Source organism: Allobosea sp. TAB14 (assembly GCF_052113865.1).
In the GTDB taxonomy this organism is placed as follows: Bacteria; Pseudomonadota; Alphaproteobacteria; order Rhizobiales; family Beijerinckiaceae; genus Allobosea; species Allobosea spartocytisi.
Map to the genome: position 1 here is coordinate 1 of NZ_JBFRDQ010000108.1, position 16,807 is coordinate 16,807.

19 protein-coding genes and 1 pseudogene are annotated in these 16,807 nt (G+C 66.2%); 11 read left to right on the plus strand and 9 right to left on the minus strand.

The features are described from left to right. Nucleotides 1-205 precede the first annotated feature (205 nt). The 7 genes from AB4Y99_RS16845 (at nucleotide 206) to AB4Y99_RS16875 (ending at nucleotide 6,844) form a co-directional block, all read left to right on the plus strand. The gene (locus AB4Y99_RS16845; RefSeq protein ID WP_441524119.1) at nucleotides 206-1,129 is read left to right on the plus strand and encodes a helix-turn-helix domain-containing protein; all 924 of its coding nucleotides are present in this window, start codon (nucleotides 206-208) and stop codon (nucleotides 1,127-1,129) included. 292 nt (nucleotides 1,130-1,421) lie between these two features. Beyond that, entirely contained in the window at nucleotides 1,422-2,669 is a 1,248-nt protein-coding gene (locus AB4Y99_RS16850) for an MFS transporter (protein ID WP_441524120.1), read from the plus strand. A 16-nt stretch (nucleotides 2,670-2,685) separates the two neighbouring features. Then, complete coding sequence (locus AB4Y99_RS16855) at nucleotides 2,686-3,558, plus strand: dihydroorotate dehydrogenase electron transfer subunit (RefSeq protein WP_142021217.1); 873 nt, start codon at nucleotides 2,686-2,688, stop codon at nucleotides 3,556-3,558. Further along, nucleotides 3,555-4,517 (plus strand): dihydroorotate dehydrogenase, encoded by a 963-nt coding sequence (locus AB4Y99_RS16860; RefSeq protein WP_441524121.1) that lies wholly within the window; start codon nucleotides 3,555-3,557, stop codon nucleotides 4,515-4,517. The genes AB4Y99_RS16855 and AB4Y99_RS16860 overlap by 4 nt, the downstream gene beginning before the upstream one ends. After that, nucleotides 4,514-5,806 (plus strand): Zn-dependent hydrolase, encoded by a 1,293-nt coding sequence (locus AB4Y99_RS16865; protein ID WP_441524122.1) that lies wholly within the window; start codon nucleotides 4,514-4,516, stop codon nucleotides 5,804-5,806. Before AB4Y99_RS16860 ends, AB4Y99_RS16865 begins: the two co-directional genes overlap by 4 nt. Then, nucleotides 5,806-6,486, plus strand: coding sequence for an orotate phosphoribosyltransferase (locus AB4Y99_RS16870; protein ID WP_441524123.1), 681 nt, complete (start codon nucleotides 5,806-5,808; stop codon nucleotides 6,484-6,486). The genes AB4Y99_RS16865 and AB4Y99_RS16870 overlap by 1 nt, the downstream gene beginning before the upstream one ends. A gap of 52 nt (nucleotides 6,487-6,538) precedes the next feature. After that, nucleotides 6,539-6,844, plus strand: coding sequence for a hypothetical protein (locus AB4Y99_RS16875; protein ID WP_291680020.1), 306 nt, complete (start codon nucleotides 6,539-6,541; stop codon nucleotides 6,842-6,844). Nucleotides 6,845-7,143: 299 nt separating this feature from the next. Here AB4Y99_RS16875 and AB4Y99_RS16880 read toward each other — a convergent pair whose 3' ends face one another. From AB4Y99_RS16880 to AB4Y99_RS16910, 7 genes are all read right to left on the minus strand, one after another. After that, nucleotides 7,144-7,632 (minus strand): hypothetical protein, encoded by a 489-nt coding sequence (locus AB4Y99_RS16880; protein ID WP_441524124.1) that lies wholly within the window; start codon nucleotides 7,630-7,632, stop codon nucleotides 7,144-7,146. A 70-nt stretch (nucleotides 7,633-7,702) separates the two neighbouring features. Continuing rightward, on the minus strand, nucleotides 7,703-7,924 hold the full coding sequence (locus AB4Y99_RS16885; protein WP_441524125.1) for a KGG domain-containing protein: 222 nt from the start codon (nucleotides 7,922-7,924) through the stop codon (nucleotides 7,703-7,705). 115 nt (nucleotides 7,925-8,039) lie between these two features. Continuing rightward, the gene (locus AB4Y99_RS16890; protein WP_142021212.1) at nucleotides 8,040-8,360 is read right to left on the minus strand and encodes a plasmid stabilization protein; all 321 of its coding nucleotides are present in this window, start codon (nucleotides 8,358-8,360) and stop codon (nucleotides 8,040-8,042) included. 266 nt (nucleotides 8,361-8,626) lie between these two features. Continuing rightward, complete coding sequence (locus tag AB4Y99_RS16895; protein WP_441524126.1) at nucleotides 8,627-9,946, minus strand: ATP-binding protein; 1,320 nt, start codon at nucleotides 9,944-9,946, stop codon at nucleotides 8,627-8,629. Beyond that, entirely contained in the window at nucleotides 9,943-10,683 is a 741-nt protein-coding gene (locus AB4Y99_RS16900; protein WP_441524127.1) for a response regulator, read from the minus strand. The genes AB4Y99_RS16895 and AB4Y99_RS16900 overlap by 4 nt, the downstream gene beginning before the upstream one ends. A gap of 138 nt (nucleotides 10,684-10,821) precedes the next feature. After that, complete coding sequence (locus AB4Y99_RS16905; RefSeq protein ID WP_156116025.1) at nucleotides 10,822-10,965, minus strand: hypothetical protein; 144 nt, start codon at nucleotides 10,963-10,965, stop codon at nucleotides 10,822-10,824. Between the two features lie 26 nt (nucleotides 10,966-10,991). Further along, nucleotides 10,992-11,408, minus strand: a complete 417-nt coding sequence (locus AB4Y99_RS16910; RefSeq protein ID WP_441524128.1) for an organic hydroperoxide resistance protein — start codon at nucleotides 11,406-11,408, stop codon at nucleotides 10,992-10,994. 296 nt (nucleotides 11,409-11,704) lie between these two features. On the opposite strand from AB4Y99_RS16910, the gene AB4Y99_RS16915 reads away from it, so the two are divergent. Beyond that, complete coding sequence (locus AB4Y99_RS16915; protein ID WP_441524129.1) at nucleotides 11,705-12,757, plus strand: alpha/beta fold hydrolase; 1,053 nt, start codon at nucleotides 11,705-11,707, stop codon at nucleotides 12,755-12,757. A gap of 84 nt (nucleotides 12,758-12,841) precedes the next feature. Here AB4Y99_RS16915 and AB4Y99_RS16920 read toward each other — a convergent pair. After that, nucleotides 12,842-14,353: pseudogene (locus tag AB4Y99_RS16920) on the minus strand (cytochrome c biogenesis protein CcdA). Between the two features lie 355 nt (nucleotides 14,354-14,708). On the opposite strand from AB4Y99_RS16920, the gene vapB reads away from it, so the two are divergent. From vapB to AB4Y99_RS16935, 3 genes are read left to right on the plus strand one after another with little or no spacing between them, the layout of a single operon-like run. Next, nucleotides 14,709-14,942 (plus strand): type II toxin-antitoxin system VapB family antitoxin, encoded by a 234-nt coding sequence (vapB, locus tag AB4Y99_RS16925; protein WP_441524130.1) that lies wholly within the window; start codon nucleotides 14,709-14,711, stop codon nucleotides 14,940-14,942. Further along, nucleotides 14,942-15,340, plus strand: coding sequence for a type II toxin-antitoxin system tRNA(fMet)-specific endonuclease VapC (gene vapC / locus AB4Y99_RS16930; RefSeq protein WP_441524131.1), 399 nt, complete (start codon nucleotides 14,942-14,944; stop codon nucleotides 15,338-15,340). Before vapB ends, vapC begins: the two co-directional genes overlap by 1 nt. Then, nucleotides 15,337-15,516, plus strand: a complete 180-nt coding sequence (locus AB4Y99_RS16935; RefSeq protein WP_441524132.1) for a hypothetical protein — start codon at nucleotides 15,337-15,339, stop codon at nucleotides 15,514-15,516. The genes vapC and AB4Y99_RS16935 overlap by 4 nt, the downstream gene beginning before the upstream one ends. 34 nt (nucleotides 15,517-15,550) lie before the next feature. Here AB4Y99_RS16935 and AB4Y99_RS16940 read toward each other — a convergent pair whose 3' ends face one another. Beyond that, on the minus strand, nucleotides 15,551-16,750 hold the full coding sequence (locus AB4Y99_RS16940) for a DUF1173 domain-containing protein (protein ID WP_441524133.1): 1,200 nt from the start codon (nucleotides 16,748-16,750) through the stop codon (nucleotides 15,551-15,553). Between the last annotated feature and the right edge of the window lie 57 nt (nucleotides 16,751-16,807).

Sequence of the window (16,807 nt, forward strand, 5' to 3'; positions counted from 1 at the left end):
GCCGTTCGCGTCAAGGCCGACGAGGTGGAAAACGTCCTTGCCGATATCGATGCCGACAACGGTGAGTTCTGCTTCGGTGTTCGAGGTCGTCCTGTTCGACCAAGTGCACAYAGAAGACTCGTCTTGGCGCTTCGCATTCAGTCTAGGGCCGGCTAGATTGTCTAAAATCTGAGATTCAGATGATGCGTCAGATGGGGGCGGCTTGATGGCAATCCGGTTCAATGAAATCGGTGAGCGGCTGAAAGCCTACCGCCTGGGGCGCGGGCTTCAGGCTGAGGACATCGCCGAGCGCCTCGGGATTTCGCGGGCCGCAGTCTACCGGATCGAGGCCGGGGGCGTGGTCAAGATCGAAACCTTGGAGCGGCTGGCGACGCTGTTGGAGACGACCGTCGCCTCGCTACTCGGGGCAGGGGTCGAGTATTACTCCAGCCCGGTCAGCTATTTCGAGCGCATGCGGCAGATCGAGGAGCAGGCGGATCAGGTCGTCGCGCATTTCCCGCCGCTGTCCTATCTGCTGACCTCGGACGGCTATTCCGCCTATTTGCGGCAGACTCTGGTGGAGGCGCTGCCGCCCCATGTCGTGCGCGAGCAGGCAGCGGCCGAGATCGATGCGGTCATCGCGATCCTCGACGAGCGTAAGAACGCCCGCAAGCGCCGCCGCTTGAGCGTCGTGAATTTCGTCAACGTCCTCGAGATCGAACGCTGGCTGAAGCTGGGTGTGGTCGGACGCTTCAACCTGCCGGCCGCCGAGCAGGCCCGGCGGCGTCTGGCGGCGCGCATGGAGGTCGAGCATCTGATCGGACTGATCGAGAGCGAGCCGATGGGTGTGCAGATCGGCCTGATCGAAGAGGCGGTGCCGAACATCACCTTCCAGCTCTTCCGGACCGCGGAGAAGACGCTGCTGGGGCTGAGCCCGTTCCGCTTGGGCGGCGAATTGCCAAATCTCCGGTCCGGCATTGCCATGCTGACTGCGGATGAGGAACCGGTACGCCTCTACGAGGAGATCGCCGACGGACTTTGGCGCCGCGCCCTCAAGGGCAGCGAAGCCGGGGCGGTGCTGCGGGCGGCACTCGGTCGCTCGGGGATCGCGCAGCCACCGTTGAAGGAGGCGTCCTCGGAGCTGGTCTGATGTCGGCTCGAGCCCTGTCTCAAAATTGATATTGTTCTTGCAATTGAGATTTCTGCGTGACATAGAGGGATGATGCGATGGCGCTGGACTTCCGGTGCCGTTGCTGATTTCTCGCGGCCGAGATCGACGCCTCGGCCGTCAAGCGGCGCAGGCAAGCGCCCTGGGAAAGCGGGCGAGCGCCCAAACTCCAATAGTCTTGAGACCGGCCGGCAGCCGCGCGCGGAAGCGCGCGCTGGTGCTTTGGCGTTTTTGGTGCGCACCGCAAAGAAAAGCAGAAACGGGGAACTTCGCCGTGAGTGACAACCAAGCCGCCATGGGCGGCTCCATCGCCCTTTCGTCTCCGACCGAGGTCGACAGCAAGGCCCGCAAGGCGCTATGGGGCGCCGCCATCGGCTACGCCATGGACGGCTTCGACCTCCTGATCCTCGGCTTCATGCTGCGGGCGATCTCAGCCGACCTGCAATTGACCCAGGGCCAGGCCGCCTCGCTCGTTACCGCCACACTGGTCGGCGCCGTGTTGGGGGGCATCGGCTTCGGCATGCTCTCCGACCGGATCGGCCGCGTCCGCGTCCTGACCTGGACGATCGTTCTCTTCGCCGTCTTCACCGGCATGTGCGCGCTCGCGCAGGGCTATTGGGACCTCCTGATCTACCGCACCATCGCCGGCCTCGGCCTCGGCGGCGAATTCGGCATCGGCATGGCGCTGGTCGCCGAAGCCTGGCCGGCCTCGAAGCGGGCGCGCGCCTCCTCCTATGTCGGCCTCGGCTGGCAGGTCGGCGTGCTCGCGGCAGCGATCGCCACCCCGATCCTGCTGCCGACGATCGGCTGGCGCGGCATGTTCGCGATCGGCATCCTGCCGGCGGTCGCAGCCTATTTCATCCGCCATTCGCTGCATGAGCCTGAGGTCTTCGTTGCCCGCAGCAAGGACCGGCCGAAGGAATCGGCGCTGCGCCTCCTGGTTAAGGATTGGGATACCACCAAGCTAAGCCTCGGCATGGTCGTGCTCTGCTCGGTCCAGAACTTCTGCTATTACGGCGTGATGATCTGGTTGCCGAACTATCTGGCGACCCGCTTCGGCTTCGCCCTGACGCAGTCAGCCGTCTGGACCTCGGTGACCATCGCCGGCATGGCGGTCGGCATCTACGCCTTCGGCCATATCGCCGACCGGATCGGGCGGCGCCCGGCCTTCTTCGGCTACATGCTCGGCGCCGCGGTGATGGTCGTGGTCTATTCGCGGTTGACCGACCCGTTCCAGCTCCTCGTCGCAGGCGCGGTGATGGGCTTCTTCGTCAACGGCATGCTCGGCGGCTATGGCGCGCTGATCAGCGAGCTCTTCCCGACAGCCGCTCGTGCGACGGCGCAGAACGTGCTGTTCAATATCGGGCGCGGTGTCGGCGGCTTCGGTCCGCTCGTCGTCGGGACGATCGCGGCAGCTTACAGCTTCGAGATGGCGATCGCGCTGCTGGCGACGCTCTACGTGCTCGACATCCTCGCCATGTGGTTCCTGATCCCGGAGCGGCGTGGCGCCGAACTCGCCTGAGCGCAGGAACTTCGTGATGTCGATCCAACCCGATCAGTCCCTGGCGACACCCGTCGCCGCCATCGGCGGCGGGAGCTCTCCGGCGCCGTGGAAGGCGAGCGTCGTCGCCGAGCTCGCCGAGGTCGTCCGCAACGAGGCTGTGAACGCCGAATATCGGCAYCTCGTGGTCAATTGCAGCGAGGAGGCCGCGGCGGCCCAGCCGGGGCAGTTCTTCCAGCTGCTCTGCCCGCAGCCGGCGGGCGAGCAGCCCTTCCTGCGCCGGCCGATGAGCCTTTACGGGGCCGATCCCGGCAAGCGCCAGGTCGAGTTCCTCTACAAGGTGACCGGCGCCGGTACGCGCGGGCTCGACATGCTGAAGCCGGGCGACCGGCTCGACATCATGGGGCCGCTCGGCGTCGGCTTCGCGCTTGACCCGGACTGGCGCCATATCGTTGCCGTCGGGCGCGGCGCGGGGCTGGCGACGCTGGCTCCGCTCGCCAGAGCGGCGAAGGCCAATGGCACGCGGGTGACCGCGGTCTTCAGCGCCCGGCGGCCTGAGCTGCTCGTCTCGGTCGAGCTCTTCCAGCGCCATGGCGCCGACGTCATCGCCGTCACAGATGCTGAAGCGACCAGCGGCCCTGCCAATGTCGAGCGCATCCTGCGCCGCCAGATCGCCGAGGGGCGCTGCGACGCCTTCTTCACCTGCGGCTCAAGCCGGCTGATGCGGGTTCAGCAGCGCCTGGCGCGCGAATTCGAGCTGCCCGGCCAGGTTGCGATGGAGCAGCAAATGGCCTGCGGAATMGGGCTTTGCTACTGCTGCGTGCGCGACTTCAACGTCAATGGCGAGATCGTCAATCGGCGCGTCTGCTGGGACGGTCCGGTCTTCGACCTGATGGAGGCGTTGCCATGAGCGCGGCCGGCAAAGTCGACCTCTCCGTCCGGATCGGCGGCCTCACTTTGCGCAATCCGGTCATGCCGGCCTCCGGCACCTTCGCCGAGGGGCTGGAGAAGGTGATGGACTTCAACCGGCTCGGCGCCTTCGTCACCAAGACGATCACGCGCGAACTGCGCGCCGGTAATCCGCTGCCGCGGGTGGTCGAGCGGCCGGGCGGGCTGATCAACGCCATCGGCATCCCCTCGAAGGGCGTACCCTATTTCATCGAGACGACCATGCCGCATTACGCGGCCTATGACACGCCGCTGGTCATCTCGATCTCGGCGCCGACGGCGGAAGGCTTCGCCAGCCTGGCGGCCGAGCTCTCGATCCCCGGCATCGCCGCGATCGAGGCCAACATCTCCTGTCCGAACATCGAGGAGGACGGCAAGGCCTTCGCCATGCGGGCAGAATCCACCGAAAAGGTGACGCGCGAATTGCGCGAGGCGACCAAGCTGCCGCTCTGGGTCAAGCTCACGCCCAATACCGGCGACATGCCCGAGGTCGCGCGCGCTGCCGAGGCAGCCGGGGCCGACGCGGTCGTGGTCGCCAACACCATCCTGTCGATGGCGATCGACCTGAAGAGCTTCAAGCCCTGCCTCGGCAACATCATGGGGGGGCTGTCGGGTCCGGCGATCAAGCCGATCGTGCTGCGCCAGGTCTTCCAATGCGCCAAAGCGGTGAAAATCCCGGTGATCGGCTGCGGCGGCATCTCCACCGCCGATGACGCGATCGAGTACATGCTGGCCGGCGCCAGCGCCGTGCAGGTCGGCACCGCGACCTTCCTGCAGCCGGCGGCGATGACGACGATCATCGACGAGCTCGAGGCCTTTTGTCTCCGCCACGAGATCCCGCGCGTCGCCGACCTGATCYATGGCGTCGTGATCGAGGAGGCTGACGAGCCCGACCTCGCCTGGCTGGATCCGGTCTCGTGAACGCGCAACCTGCCGAGATGCGCAATGTCTTCAGCGGCGATGCGGGCGACCGCGCCCTCGCTGAGGCACTGTTCGATGCCTTGCGCGAGGCGACGAGTGACGGCGTCGGCATCACCCGCGAGGCCTATAGCGAGCGCGAGTCGCTGGCGCTCGACATCGTCGAGGCAAAGGCGCACGAACTCGGCTTTGCGACGGAGCGCGATGCCGGCGCCAATCTCGTCGTCACGCTGGCGGGGAGGGAGCCGGAGCTGCCCTTCCTCGCTTGCGGCTCGCATCTCGATTCCGTGCCGCAAGGCGGCAATTTCGACGGGGCAGCCGGCGTCATCGCCGGGCTCGCCATCATTGCCCGCTTCAGGGAAGAGGGCTTCGTCCCGCGCCGAACGATCAAGGTCTACGGCCTGCGCGGCGAGGAAAGCTCCCGTTTCGGCCGGGCCTATATGGGCTCCAGCGCCCTATTCGGGAAACTCTCGGCTACCGATCTTGCGGTGTGCGACCATGCCAGCGGGCGGAGCCTGGCGGAGTGCATGGCTTCCGTTGGCGTCAACACGGCCCGCGTCGAGATGGCTGAGCCGCTGCTCGATCCGGCTGATGTCGCCGCCTGGATCGAATTGCATATCGAGCAAGGGCCGGTGCTGGTCGCCCGCGACCTGCCGATCGGCATCGTCACCGGCATCCGCGGCAATATCCGGCATCGGCAGGTCGAATGCCTCGGCGAGGCCGGCCATTCCGGTGCGGTGCCGCGCTGGCTCCGGCGCGACGCGGTCTTCGCCACCGCCGAACTGATAACCCATCTCGACCGGCACTGGCGCACCTTGCTGGAGCGCGGCCGCGACGTGGTCGTGACCGCCGGCGTGCTCGGCACCGATCCGCAGGAGCACGCCATCGCGCGCATTCCCGGCAAGGTGCGCTTCTCCTTCGAGGTGCGCAGCCAGAGCCGCGAGACGCTGGAAGCCTTCTACGATCTCTTCCTCTCGGAATGTGGCCTGATCGGCGAGGAGAGGGGGGTCGAGTTCCGCGTCGACCGCCGACTCGAATCCACTCCCGCCGTGATGGATGCCGGCTGGATCGCAAGGCTCAAGGCCGCCGCCCGCGATCTCGGCCTGCCCGACGAGGACATTCCGAGCGGGGCCGGCCATGACGCCGCTGTTTTCGCCAATGCCGGCATCCCCAGCGCTATGATCTTCGTGCGCAACCAGAACGGATCGCATAATCCGCAGGAGGCGATGGCGATCGATGACTTCCTCGCCGGGATTGCGGTGATGCGGGACGCCATTAGGGAGGCGGTGTGATGAGCGCGAACGAGATCGGCCGCGAGGTCGCCGAGCTGCTGTTCAAGGCCGGAGCCATCCATGTCAGCCGCCAGCAGCCCTTTATCCTCGCCGCCGGCTGGGCGAGCCCGGTCTATGTCGATGTTCGCCTGCTGCTCGGCGATCCCGATCTGCGCCAGGCGGTCAGCGAGCTCGCCGTGCGCTATGCGGCCGCGACTTTTCCACCGGGGAGTTTCGACGCGATCGCCGGCGCCGAGACGGCCGGCATACCCTTCGCCGCCTGGCTCGCCGACAGGCTGGCGCTGAAGCTGCGCTATGTCCGCAAGCGCCCGCTCGGCATCGGCCGCAACGCCCAGGTCGAGGGCGGGTCGGTCGAGGGCTTGCGTGTGCTGCTGATGGACGATCTGACCACCGATGGCGGCAGCAAGCTCAACTTCGCGCGCGGCCTGCGCGCGGCGGGAGCCGAGGTCGAGCATGTCCTGACGATCTTCTATCACGACGCCTTCCCCGGCGCCGGTGAGCGGCTCAAGGAAGCGGGCTTGACGCTCCATGCTCTCGCGAACTGGGGCGACGTGCTGCGTGCTGAAGGCAGTGGCAGCCTCGCGCCGGAGGGCCGCGCCGAGATCGAGCGCTTCCTGGCCGATCCCGTCGTGTGGTCGACCCGTCATGGCGGGCGTGCCCGCCTCGCCCCGCGCAGCTGAGCTGTATCCACTCCCCCCACTACCAACAAGGCCGCGACTTGGCGGAGATGACATGAACGAGCTTCTGAACTGGCTGCTGCAGCAGAAGGGCAGCCTTCGTACCTATGTCGAGTTCCAGGACCGGGCGCTGGCCCTGCGCGCCGACGCGCCAGAGCAGGCCGCGCTGCTGCGCCTGCTCGCCGATCTCGCCGGCCGTTTCGTCGAGGCCTATGACCGCCAGCCGCTCTCCGCCGAGATCGCAGGCCGTGCGCTGGATCGGCTCGCCAGTCTTCTCGGCAAGGCGGCCGCGGGAAGTGCAGCGGACCCGAAGGCTCAGCTTGCACTGCTCAATGAGGTCGGGGTCAGCGAGCTTGTCTGATTGCGCCAGACCGGGCGTCACGGGCATGCCGACGGGCCGCAGCTTGCTCCCGTGATGAGCGCGACCTTTCCTTTGAGACGATCGCTTCGCGGATAGCGCGGCTCGCAGTGCGGCTTCGGTGTCAGGGCGGATTCATGCCCTGGAAGATCGTCTTCGTGGATCATGGCATTTTGACGGACATTCAACATTCCTTGGGTCGGGCCGCGGCGCTGCCGCCAGCCAATCGCCCCCAGCGCTTTGTCGTCGAACCGTCTTGGCCAGGACTAGTTCCTCGGATGCTTTGCGGCCGAGAATGGGCGTCAGGACACGACCCTGGCGAGGTCGGCTTGAGGATCCTCACCCGCTTCGACAGGCATTGCGGCATCCATGATCCGCGTTGCCAGCGCGACGTCGGGCTCCTCGACGCGCACAGAGACCACAGACCGACCCAGCGCGTGTTCGCTGGCGTGACGTTCGGCGTCATTCGCCGGTACGCCGGCATCGACCAGCGCGCCCATAACGCCTCCTGCCAATGCGCCGGTCACCGCGCCCGACAGGAACCAGCCGGCCGCAATGATCGGTCCGACGCCCGGAATGGTCAGGGCGCCCAAGCCAAGCGCGAGCCCCGTCGCGGCACCAGCAGCGCCTCCGACTCCCGCCGCTGCAGCCGTATTGTCGTCTCCGCCGGCTTGCTGTCCGAGAAGGCCGATCCTCTCTGGCTGAATGCCAGCCTCGGCCAAGCGGACCGCGACATTCCGTGCATCTTCGAACGTCTCATAGGCTCTGGTAATCGTCTGGACTTGAAGCATGCTGGCCTCCCTGCTGCGAAAAGGGCGAGCCCCGAAGGACCCGCCCACCCAATTCGCACTGCGACGCTGATTAGTGCTGGCCGCCCTTGCGACCTGCTTCCGACGCGCGCCCGCGGTCATTGGCAAAGTTGCCCGATCCGCCACGCTCGGTGCCGTGCGACCCGCTCTGGTGGCGATCGCTGATCGACGCGGACTGCTGCCCGCGTTCGTTCTGGTGGCTGTGCTCGCCTCCCTTCTTGCCCGCGTCGCGGGCCCTGTCGGGSTTGTTGGCGAAGCCTTGGTTATGAGTCATCACTCGCTCCATAGGTTGCTCTCCGAAGAGCCGGAGAATCTCGGTTTGAGGGTGATTGACCGACTGACCGGTCTTAGAATGAACGACCCAGACGCAGGGCTGTTCCAACTTCTTTTCAGTGGTTAGCTCTGTGCTCGGCATTGCGCTTTCGCGTCGCCGCCGCCTTCTTTGCCGATGCCGATCGATCGGCGGCGCTGCGCTCTGCAGAAGCATTACCGCCCTTCTCGCCGCCCTTGTGCGCGGCGGGATGGCCGGTTTCCTTCCCCCGCCCGGATCCGCCCGCCTTCTTCCCACCGCCATCATCCTTGTTGACGGTCGCCCACGCCCGGCGCTCGGCCTCCTTCTCGGAAACTCCGCGCTTCTCGTAGCCCTCGGCGATGTGGTCGGCCTTGCGCTCCTGCTTGTCGGTGTATTTGGATTTATCACCCCGTGGCATGCCTGCCTCCACAGTTTGGGTGGTTAAACCCTGCGAACAGCAGACAACGGCAAAGGTTCCAGCCTACGCAGGCTCCGCGATTGTCGCTGGAGGCCTCCGCGCTTGGCAGCGGCACCGAAGATGCCCTCCTCGCGCAGCGCGGAAGTTCGTGGCAGCTTCGGCAGGGTCATGTGCGAGAAGATTTTCGCCGATATAGAAGTTGGCTTCGCACCCTTGGTTTTGATCGCGGACGGCATCCTTGCCAGAAATTCGCACGTCGCGAGGGCTCAAGGAATGATCACTTCCGCCGCCAAACCGCCACCGACGCGATTGGAGAGCCTGACYGACCCGCCGATGGATGCGGCCAGTTGCTGGGCGATGGCGAGCCCGAGCCCGGCTCCGCCGGTCTCGCGGTTGCGCGATGGCTCCAGGCGAAAGAAGGGCTGCATGGCGGCGGCCAGCATCTCCTCGGGAATGCCGGGGCCGCAGTCCAGCACGGWGATCGCGATGGCGCCGCCGTCCCTGCGCTCCATCGCGATCTCCGCGGCGCCTGCGAATTTCAAGGCATTGTCGATSAAGTTCGACAGGATGCGCCGCAGTGCGTGCGGCTTGGTAGAGGTGATGCCGTCGATCCGGCTCGCCACCGTCACCGCCTTGCCGGTGTCCTGATAGTCATAGGCGATGCTGTCGACGAAGGAGGTAAGGTCGATCCGCGTTTTCTTCTCGCCACTGCTATGAGCGCTGCGTGCATAGGCGATGCCGTCCTGCACCAGCCGCTCGATCTCGCGGAGGTCGTTGACGAGCTTATCCCGCTCCGGCGAGTCGTCGGCCATGTCGGCGCGCAGCCGCATGCGGGTGATAGGGGTTTGGAGATCGTGCGAAATCGCCGCGAGGATCTGCACGCGCTCTTCCAGATAATGCGCGATCCGGTCGCGCATCGCATTGAAGGCCCGGGCGGCATGAGCGACCTCGCTGGGGCCGGCCTCGCTCAGGGGCGGAYTCTTCGCGTTGGGGTCGAGCGCCTCGGCGGCGGCCGCGAGTTCGCCGAGCGGACGGACCGCCTGCCTGACCGCGAACCAGACACAAGCCAGCAAAAGGACCATCTGCGCCACCAGAACATAGGGCAGCCAGTCCGCGACCGGCATGATACCGCGCGGGGTGATCTCGATGGTCAGCGGGCTGCCGTCGCTCAAGGTCAGATGGGCCTGCAGGCGGCCTTCCTCGCCCGGGATCGCCTCGATCCGCAAAGGAAAGCGCGGACCGGCGGCGCTTGCCAACCTGGCTGCGATCTCCTGCCCATGGCGTGAGGTATTGGGCACGCCGGCAAGGCCTGGTCCCAGGGCGAGCGAATAGTTGCCACGGCTGAGCCATTCGAGCAGCTCGGGTCGCTCGGTTGCCGGCGTCCGGTCGAGGACTGCGATCGAGGTCGCAACATCGTTCTCCAGCGTGCGGAACATCACCGCCGTCGCCGATAGGGTGCGCTCCGCGTAAAGAACGCCGAAGGAGAGCCCGTAGGCGATCGCGAGCCCCGCGAGCAGGATCAGGAACAGGCGGGCGCGCAGCGTCCGGGGCAGGAAGCGAAAGCGGAACGCGGCGTTCGCGGTCACGACCTGGGTTCCGTGATCTCGACGGGGACCGCAAGAACGTAGCCCTCGCTGCGTACGGTCTTGATATAGGTCGGCTCGCGCGCATCGTCGCCGAGCCGCTGGCGCAGGCGGCTGACCAGTAGGTCGATCGAGCGGTCGAACAATTCGGCATCGCGCCCCTGCGTCAGGTTCAGGAGCTGGTCGCGGTTGAGGACGCGCTGGGGATGATCGATGAAGACGCGCAGCAGCCGGTATTCGGCGCCGCTCAGCGCCACCTCCGTGCCTTGCGCGTCGAGCAGATGGCGCCGCATGGTATCGAGCCGCCATGAGCCGAAGGTCAGGATCTGGCCGGCTTCGCTGATCTGCAAGTTCGGCGGCAGCATCCGGGTGCGCCGCAGCACAGCATTGATCCGCGCCAGCAATTCGCGGGCGGCGAAGGGCTTCGAGAGATAGTCGTCGGCGCCCATCTCCAGCCCGATGACGCGATCCATCTCGTCGCTGCGGGCCGTCAGCATCAGGATCGGCGTCGCCTTGTGCTTACCGGCGCGCAATTCGCGGCAGAGCGCGAGCCCGTCCTGCCCTGGCATCATCACGTCGAGCACGACCAGGTCGACGGTGTTGGCGTCGAGGAAGCTGCGCATCTGGCGCCCATCCGCGGCGATCGAGGTCCTGAGCCCGTTCTTCGCGAGATAGCTCGATACCAGATCGCGGATCTCACGATCGTCATCGACGATCAGGATATGATCGACATGTTCCATGTCCAAACTTTCAGCTTCTACTGAAGGCCCTTCGTAACAGGCATTTCTCATAGCCGGCGGGCGGGTTCCGGCGAAGCCCCGAAAGCGATCTCAGGGGACACCGGGCGCTGGAATGACGCCCGGTATCGGCCTGCCGCTCTATGAACCGGCCAGCGTCGACGCTACGGCCGGGAGCCAGGACGCGACGCTGGTATCGCTTGCGTCCCAGGCGCAGGGCACGGCGGCCAGCGCGGTGATCGCCAGCAGGATGAAGGCGATCCTTCGTTTGCGGACGGTGGTCATGTCATCGCCTCCTTGCGACGGCGTGCTCAGACTACGCTCAGGTCCACATTGATGTTGCCACGCGTGGCCTTGGAATAGGGGCAGGTTTGGTGGGCTTCGTTGACGAGGCTCTGGGCGAGCTCGCGGTCGAGACCGGGCAGGCTGACGCACAGGCGCGCCTGCAGGAAATAGGCGCCGTCCTTCGTGCCGAGATCGACCTGGGTATCGACGGCGAGATCGGCGGGGAGCGCGACCTTGCGCTTGCCGGCGGCCAGACCGATCGCGCCGATGAAGCAGGCCGACCAGCCAGCGGCGAAGAGCTGCTCGGGATTGGTGCCGGCGCCGGCGCTGCCGGGAGGCGACAGCTTGATGTCGAGCCGGCCGTCGGTGCTGCGCGAGGCGCCGTCGCGGCCGCCGGTGGTGTGAGTGCGGCCGGTATAGAGAACCTTGTCGATCTTGGTCATGGAACGCTCCATCTCTTGCGCCGCCATGAGCGGCGGCGGGTGATGAAGCGTTTCCCAGGCAGAGTTGTCGGGATTGTTTTGCGAGCCGACCGATTTGTAACGCAGCGTATGTGCAGGGCGTTTCGACATGTTGCGCCACGAGGAGGCGTTCGCGGTTCGCGTCGGGCCGCGGATTGTATCGGCCTGTATCGTCGCCCCTCCAGGCGAGGGAACGCTTACAATTCCCACCATCGCCGAAACAGCGGGGACACAGCCGCCGGGCTTATCGCGATCTCTCGCAACTAAGGACGAAAGTCATGTCAGAACAGATCGATCAGCCCCGCCGCAGCCTCCTGAGTGCCTTCGCATTGGGAGCAACGCTTGTACCCTTCGCGGGAACCGGCACTGCCYATGCCCAGGCGCGTTCGCCGTCCTCGTCCGCTTCGCCGGCTGCAGGGAAAGGCGGCCACGCAACCTTCGCCGCGCTCAAGCAGGCGAAGGCTGGCGTGCTCGATATCGGCTATGCCGAGGACGGCCCGGCCGATGGCCCGCCAGTTCTGCTGCTGCATGGCTGGCCCTACGACATCCACAGCTATGTCGATGTCGCGCCGATCCTGGCCAAGGCCGGCTATCGCGTGCTCGTGCCCCATCTGCGCGGCTACGGCACCACCCGCTTTCTCTCCGCGGATACCCCACGCAACGGCCAGCAGGGGGCGCTCGCCACCGACATCATCGCCTTCATGGACGCGCTGAAGATCGAGAAGGCCGTCATCGGCGGCTATGACTGGGGCGCGCGCACAGCCGACATCATCGCCGCGCTCTGGCCGGAGCGCGTCAAGGCGCTGGTCTCGGTCAGCGGCTATCTCATCGGCAGCCAGGACGCGAACAAGCCGCCGCTGCCGCCCAAGGCCGAATTGCAGTGGTGGTACCAGTTCTATTTCGCCACCGAGCGGGGCGCGGCCGGCTATACCAAGTACACCCATGACTTCGCCCGGCTGATCTGGGAGCTCGCCTCGCCGCAATGGAAGTTCGACGACGCGACCTTCGCCCGTTCGGCCGTCGCCCTCGACAATCCCGACCATGTCGCGATCTCGATCCATAATTACCGCTGGCGCCTCGRCCTGGCGCAGGGCGAGCCACAATACGACGCGCTGGAAAAGAAGCTCGCCGCCTTCCCGAGCATCGGCGTGCCCGCCATCACCATCGAGGGCGATGCCAATGGCGCCCCCCATCCGGAGCCGGCGGCCTATGCCAAGCGCTTCACCGGAAAGTACGAGCACCGGCTGTTCAAGGGCGGCATCGGCCACAATCCGCCGCAGGAGGCGCCGCGCGAGTTCGCGCAGGCGATCATCGACGCCGACAGGCTCTGAAGCCGAAACCTCGACGCGAAGAAAGGCGCCCGGGCGAGAGCCCGGGCGCCTTTTTGATGGCCGGCTGTGCCGTCGGGACAGCGTTCACCCGAAGGTGAACGCATAGGCTTCCGCACCGGCATCCAGGAAGCGGATCTCGAAGACGCGCTCTCGAACCTCCCCGGCTTGGCGAACGAGCTGATAGAGCCGGGTTTCGGAGAGCGTGCCGTTTCCGGCCGCGTCGATATCGGCTCCGTGGTCGGCGGCGGGCGGCGCCCCATCGACCGTGACCTGGAAGCGGATCGACTTTCCTGCCGGGCCCGACCCGAGCACGAGATGCAGGTCGCGCGCGCTGAAGCGGAGGGCGATGCCGCCACCGGCGCGGGAAAGTCGGGCGCTTTCCGCGCCGACCGCCCAGTTGCCGTCGAGGCCCCATTGATTGAGCCTGAGCTTGCCCACGCTGTAATCCTGCGGCCGGTCGCTCGCGATCCCTTCGGCGAAGCGAAGCCCGACGCCTTGGAAAAGCCGAGATAGGCTTCGCCCGAGCGGATATTGGCAAGGTCAGGCGCAGCCTGGGCGCCGGATGCCTGCGGCGTCACGAAGTTCGGCGCCGCTTTGCGATGGCCGGCAGCCTCGGCGAGGAGATCCTGGATGGCCCGATCCGAAAGCGCTTCGCCGCCCTCACCGAACTGGGTGTGGCGGATCCGGCCCTGAGCATCGACGAGATAGATCGCCGGCCAGTAGCTGTTGCGGAAGGCGCGCCAGATCCGGAAATCATTGTCGGCGGCAATCGGATAGTTGATCCCGAACCGAGCTGCCGCCTGCCGAATGTTCTCAACCTTCTTCTCGAAGGCGAATTCCGGAGTGTGGACGCCGACCACGACGAGACGCGGCTGCACGATCGTGAYCGAGACCGTCGAGGAGGCTCTGCTCGATGCCGGTGGTTGCCGCGAAGGAAAGCCTCGTGAGCAGCCCGGTGTCGAACCCGAAGCCGATCGCCAGCACGCTTGCCAGCACCGCGACGCCGACGCCCCGGCGGACGCGCTCGCCGAGACCCAGCGCGCGCTTCATCGCCGCCAAGACCTTGCCACCGACCAGCACGGCGAGCGCGAGCGAGGTCGCTGCTCCTGCCGCATAGGCGGCCAAAAGGAGGACCGTTCCGGCATTGGCGCCGTGCAAGGCGGCGCCGGTCAGCACGAGGCCGAGGATCGGGCCCGCGCAAGGCGCCCAGAGCAGTCCAGTCGCGACGCCGAGCAGGGAGCCGCCGATGGATTGCGGTCCGGCGGTGTTGCCATCGGACAGCCGCTGTCCGAGCGCGACGAGGGGCCGATGGAAAAATTCCGCTGCCCGGGTCGAGATCAGGGTTACGCCGAAGACGCCCAGCAGCAGGAGCGCCATGTAGCGCCCGGCTTCGTTGGCTTGCACCACCCAGCTGCCTCCGATTGCGGCGAGGCTGGCGACGGCCGCAAAGGTCAAGGCCATCGCGAGCAGCATCGGCAATGCACTTCGCCGGAAAGGGGGGCCGGAGCGGGAGAAGACGAGGGGAAGGATCGGAAGGATACAGGGGCTGAGGATGGTCAGCACGCCGGCAAGATAGGAGGCGACGAACAAGGTCATGGCAGGTCCTCTTGAAGGCGGGACCGCTGCTTGTCGCGCTCGCCGCCGCTATGCCTGCACTTGAACCCTCAACGTATCCTCATTGTTTTTTCCGCGGGCCGGTTTGTAACCCTGTGTAGTCCGCAGCCGGCGCGGCCCAGTTAACTGTCTCCGCCGAGGCGACAGAGGCCTCGGCCTCCTCTGTGGCTTCGATGGTGCGCTTGGCATGCTCGTAGAAGCGCGCGCCCGCATCTGTCACCTGCACAGAACGTGTCGTCCGGTAGCCGAAAGCCCGGCCCGCAGGGTAGCGCCTTGTTTTTCTTCTCTTCCGGCAGTATGTATATCCCGTCTGCATATCACAAAGAGGAGGTGAGCCATGACCAGCTCGACCGTGTTCACCAGCAACCGCAGCCAGGCCGTTCGGCTCCCCAAGGCTGTCGCCTTTCCTGAGAACGTGCATCAGGTCGATATTCTCAAGATCGGCCGCAGCCGCCTCGTTGTGCCCAAGGGCAAGAGGTGGGACGATCTATTCGAGAATGGACCACGCGTGAGCGAGGACTTCATGAGCGAGCACAAGCAGCCGGCAGCGGAAGAGCGTGAAGCCTTCTGATGCTCACCTATATGCTCGACACCAATATCTGCATCTATGTGATGAAGACCTATCCGCCCGCAGTCCAAGAGAAATTCAACATGGTGGCGGAGCAGCTTTGCATATCAAGCRTCACGCTTGGCGAATTGCATTATGGCGCGGAGAAATCAGCCCGGCGCACCGAGAACCTGATGGCCATTGAGCATTTCGTGGCGCGGCTAGAGGTTTTACCGTTCGGGGACAAGGCGGCTGCGCACTATGGACAGGTGCGGGCCGAACTGGAGCGCGCGGGAACGCCATGCGGTCCCCACGACATGCAGATCGGCGGGCATGCGCGCAGCGAGGGCCTGGTCGTGGTGACGAACAATATGCGCGAGTTCGCGCGGATGCCGGGTGTGCGGGCAGAGAATTGGCTATGACCAGCTCCGATACAGCGAAAGACTGCCGGACGCGGCTGACGCTCGATTCTGTGGGCTTCGATGCGCTGGTGCGTGTAGGCCGCCGGGTGATCTTCCAAGCGGCCGCTCATGCCCAGCGCACCGTCACTTACCTTCATGACCTGCAGCCACGGAAGGACCGACAGGCAGCGGCATGARCATCCTCGGCCCGGCTGTCGTCTTGCCTTGCGTCTACCGGACCGGGAGGGTCGGCATCTCTCCCTGGCCGGCATACCAGATCCAGCTATCCATCTCGGGCCGAGAAGCGATCATCTCCTCGAGCGCGGCTTCATAGGCGTCGTCGGCGCTCGCGGGCACGACGAAGAGGGCAAGCGGGCGTGGCCGGTGCTGCATCAGCAGTGCTGCTGCGATCGGCTGATCGGCGGGCGAGGCATAACGCAGGCCCTTGATGCTCTGCTCGCGGAGCTTGGCCAATGTCTCGACGAGGCGCAGCTCCTGGGCGGATTCATAGGGGATCCAGTTCTCCGCGACGACCATCAGCGCGATCTCCTCGATGATCGCGAGGCCGGCAGCGTTCAACCCGAAGGTCGCGACCGTAATCAGATGCGAGGTATCGTTCGCCGCCCACAGCGCGAGCTCGGCCTCGAACCGAGCCTGCACGCGCGTCCAGGCGCGCTCGTCGAGCAGGATCGGAAAACCGGGCCAATGCTTGACCACCAGCCGGTGGCCGCCGCGCGCCGCCTGGAATTCCTTGACCTCCCCGACCAGCACCATGAGCTTCCGCGGGCCAGCCTTCTGCGGCTGAATCCCGCTCAGCGCGATGGCGCGTCGTTGCTCGATCGCGTCCTTGTTCTCCGCGCGGAAGGGTTCCGGGACCAACAGAACTTCGCTCAGCGGTGCACCCCTTACCAGCATGGTCTTCGCCGCCTCGATCAGGTGCCAGCGGATATTCCACCAGTGGCGCTTGCCGGCCCAGGCCGAGGTCCACTTGGTCAGGCCAGCCTCGTTCCAGAGCAGATGCAGCAACCCGCGCAGCGATAGCCGGCGCCCCTCGCTCTTCACCGACGTCGATTCCGACCCACCCGGCGTCGGCGCGGCCCGGCTGCCGGTTCGCGTCAGGCTGAACTCCAGCCGCAACGCGGCCATCCCGCTYGCGGGATCGAGCCGGATCGCGCTGCCCATCAGCGGGCCGAGGCCCGAGAGATCGAGCGGCGGCTCATAGGAGTCGCAGGCCGGGTCGTGCTGGCCGCCCGAGAGCGGCATGCGCTTGACGACGAATTGCTCGCCTATCGCCGCGACATACATCGGGATGCCGGGCTCGCGGCACAGACACAGCGGGCGCATCCGATCGCGATAGGCCGCCGCGATAGCYGTTGGCAGCGTCGGATCRTTCTCGTTCAGAACGGCGCCTGCGATCTCGAACCGGCGCATCCATCTCCTCCTCGCTTGCCGTCGAAGTTTCGCCCGACCGGACCGGCGCCGCAACCC

Coding starts and splice junctions, on each gene's coding strand:
- AB4Y99_RS16845 (WP_441524119.1), top strand. CDS start 206: ATGGCAATCCGGTTCAATGAAATCGGTGAGCGGCTGAAAGCCTACCGC.
- AB4Y99_RS16870 (WP_441524123.1), top strand. CDS start 5,806: ATGAGCGCGAACGAGATCGGCCGCGAGGTCGCCGAGCTGCTGTTCAAG.
- AB4Y99_RS16875 (WP_291680020.1), top strand. CDS start 6,539: ATGAACGAGCTTCTGAACTGGCTGCTGCAGCAGAAGGGCAGCCTTCGT.
- AB4Y99_RS16880 (WP_441524124.1), bottom strand. CDS start 7,632: ATGCTTCAAGTCCAGACGATTACCAGAGCCTATGAGACGTTCGAAGAT.
- AB4Y99_RS16890 (WP_142021212.1), bottom strand. CDS start 8,360: ATGCCACGGGGTGATAAATCCAAATACACCGACAAGCAGGAGCGCAAG.
- AB4Y99_RS16900 (WP_441524127.1), bottom strand. CDS start 10,683: ATGGAACATGTCGATCATATCCTGATCGTCGATGACGATCGTGAGATC.
- AB4Y99_RS16905 (WP_156116025.1), bottom strand. CDS start 10,965: ATGACCACCGTCCGCAAACGAAGGATCGCCTTCATCCTGCTGGCGATC.
- AB4Y99_RS16910 (WP_441524128.1), bottom strand. CDS start 11,408: ATGACCAAGATCGACAAGGTTCTCTATACCGGCCGCACTCACACCACC.
- vapB (WP_441524130.1), top strand. CDS start 14,709: ATGACCAGCTCGACCGTGTTCACCAGCAACCGCAGCCAGGCCGTTCGG.
- AB4Y99_RS16935 (WP_441524132.1), top strand. CDS start 15,337: ATGACCAGCTCCGATACAGCGAAAGACTGCCGGACGCGGCTGACGCTC.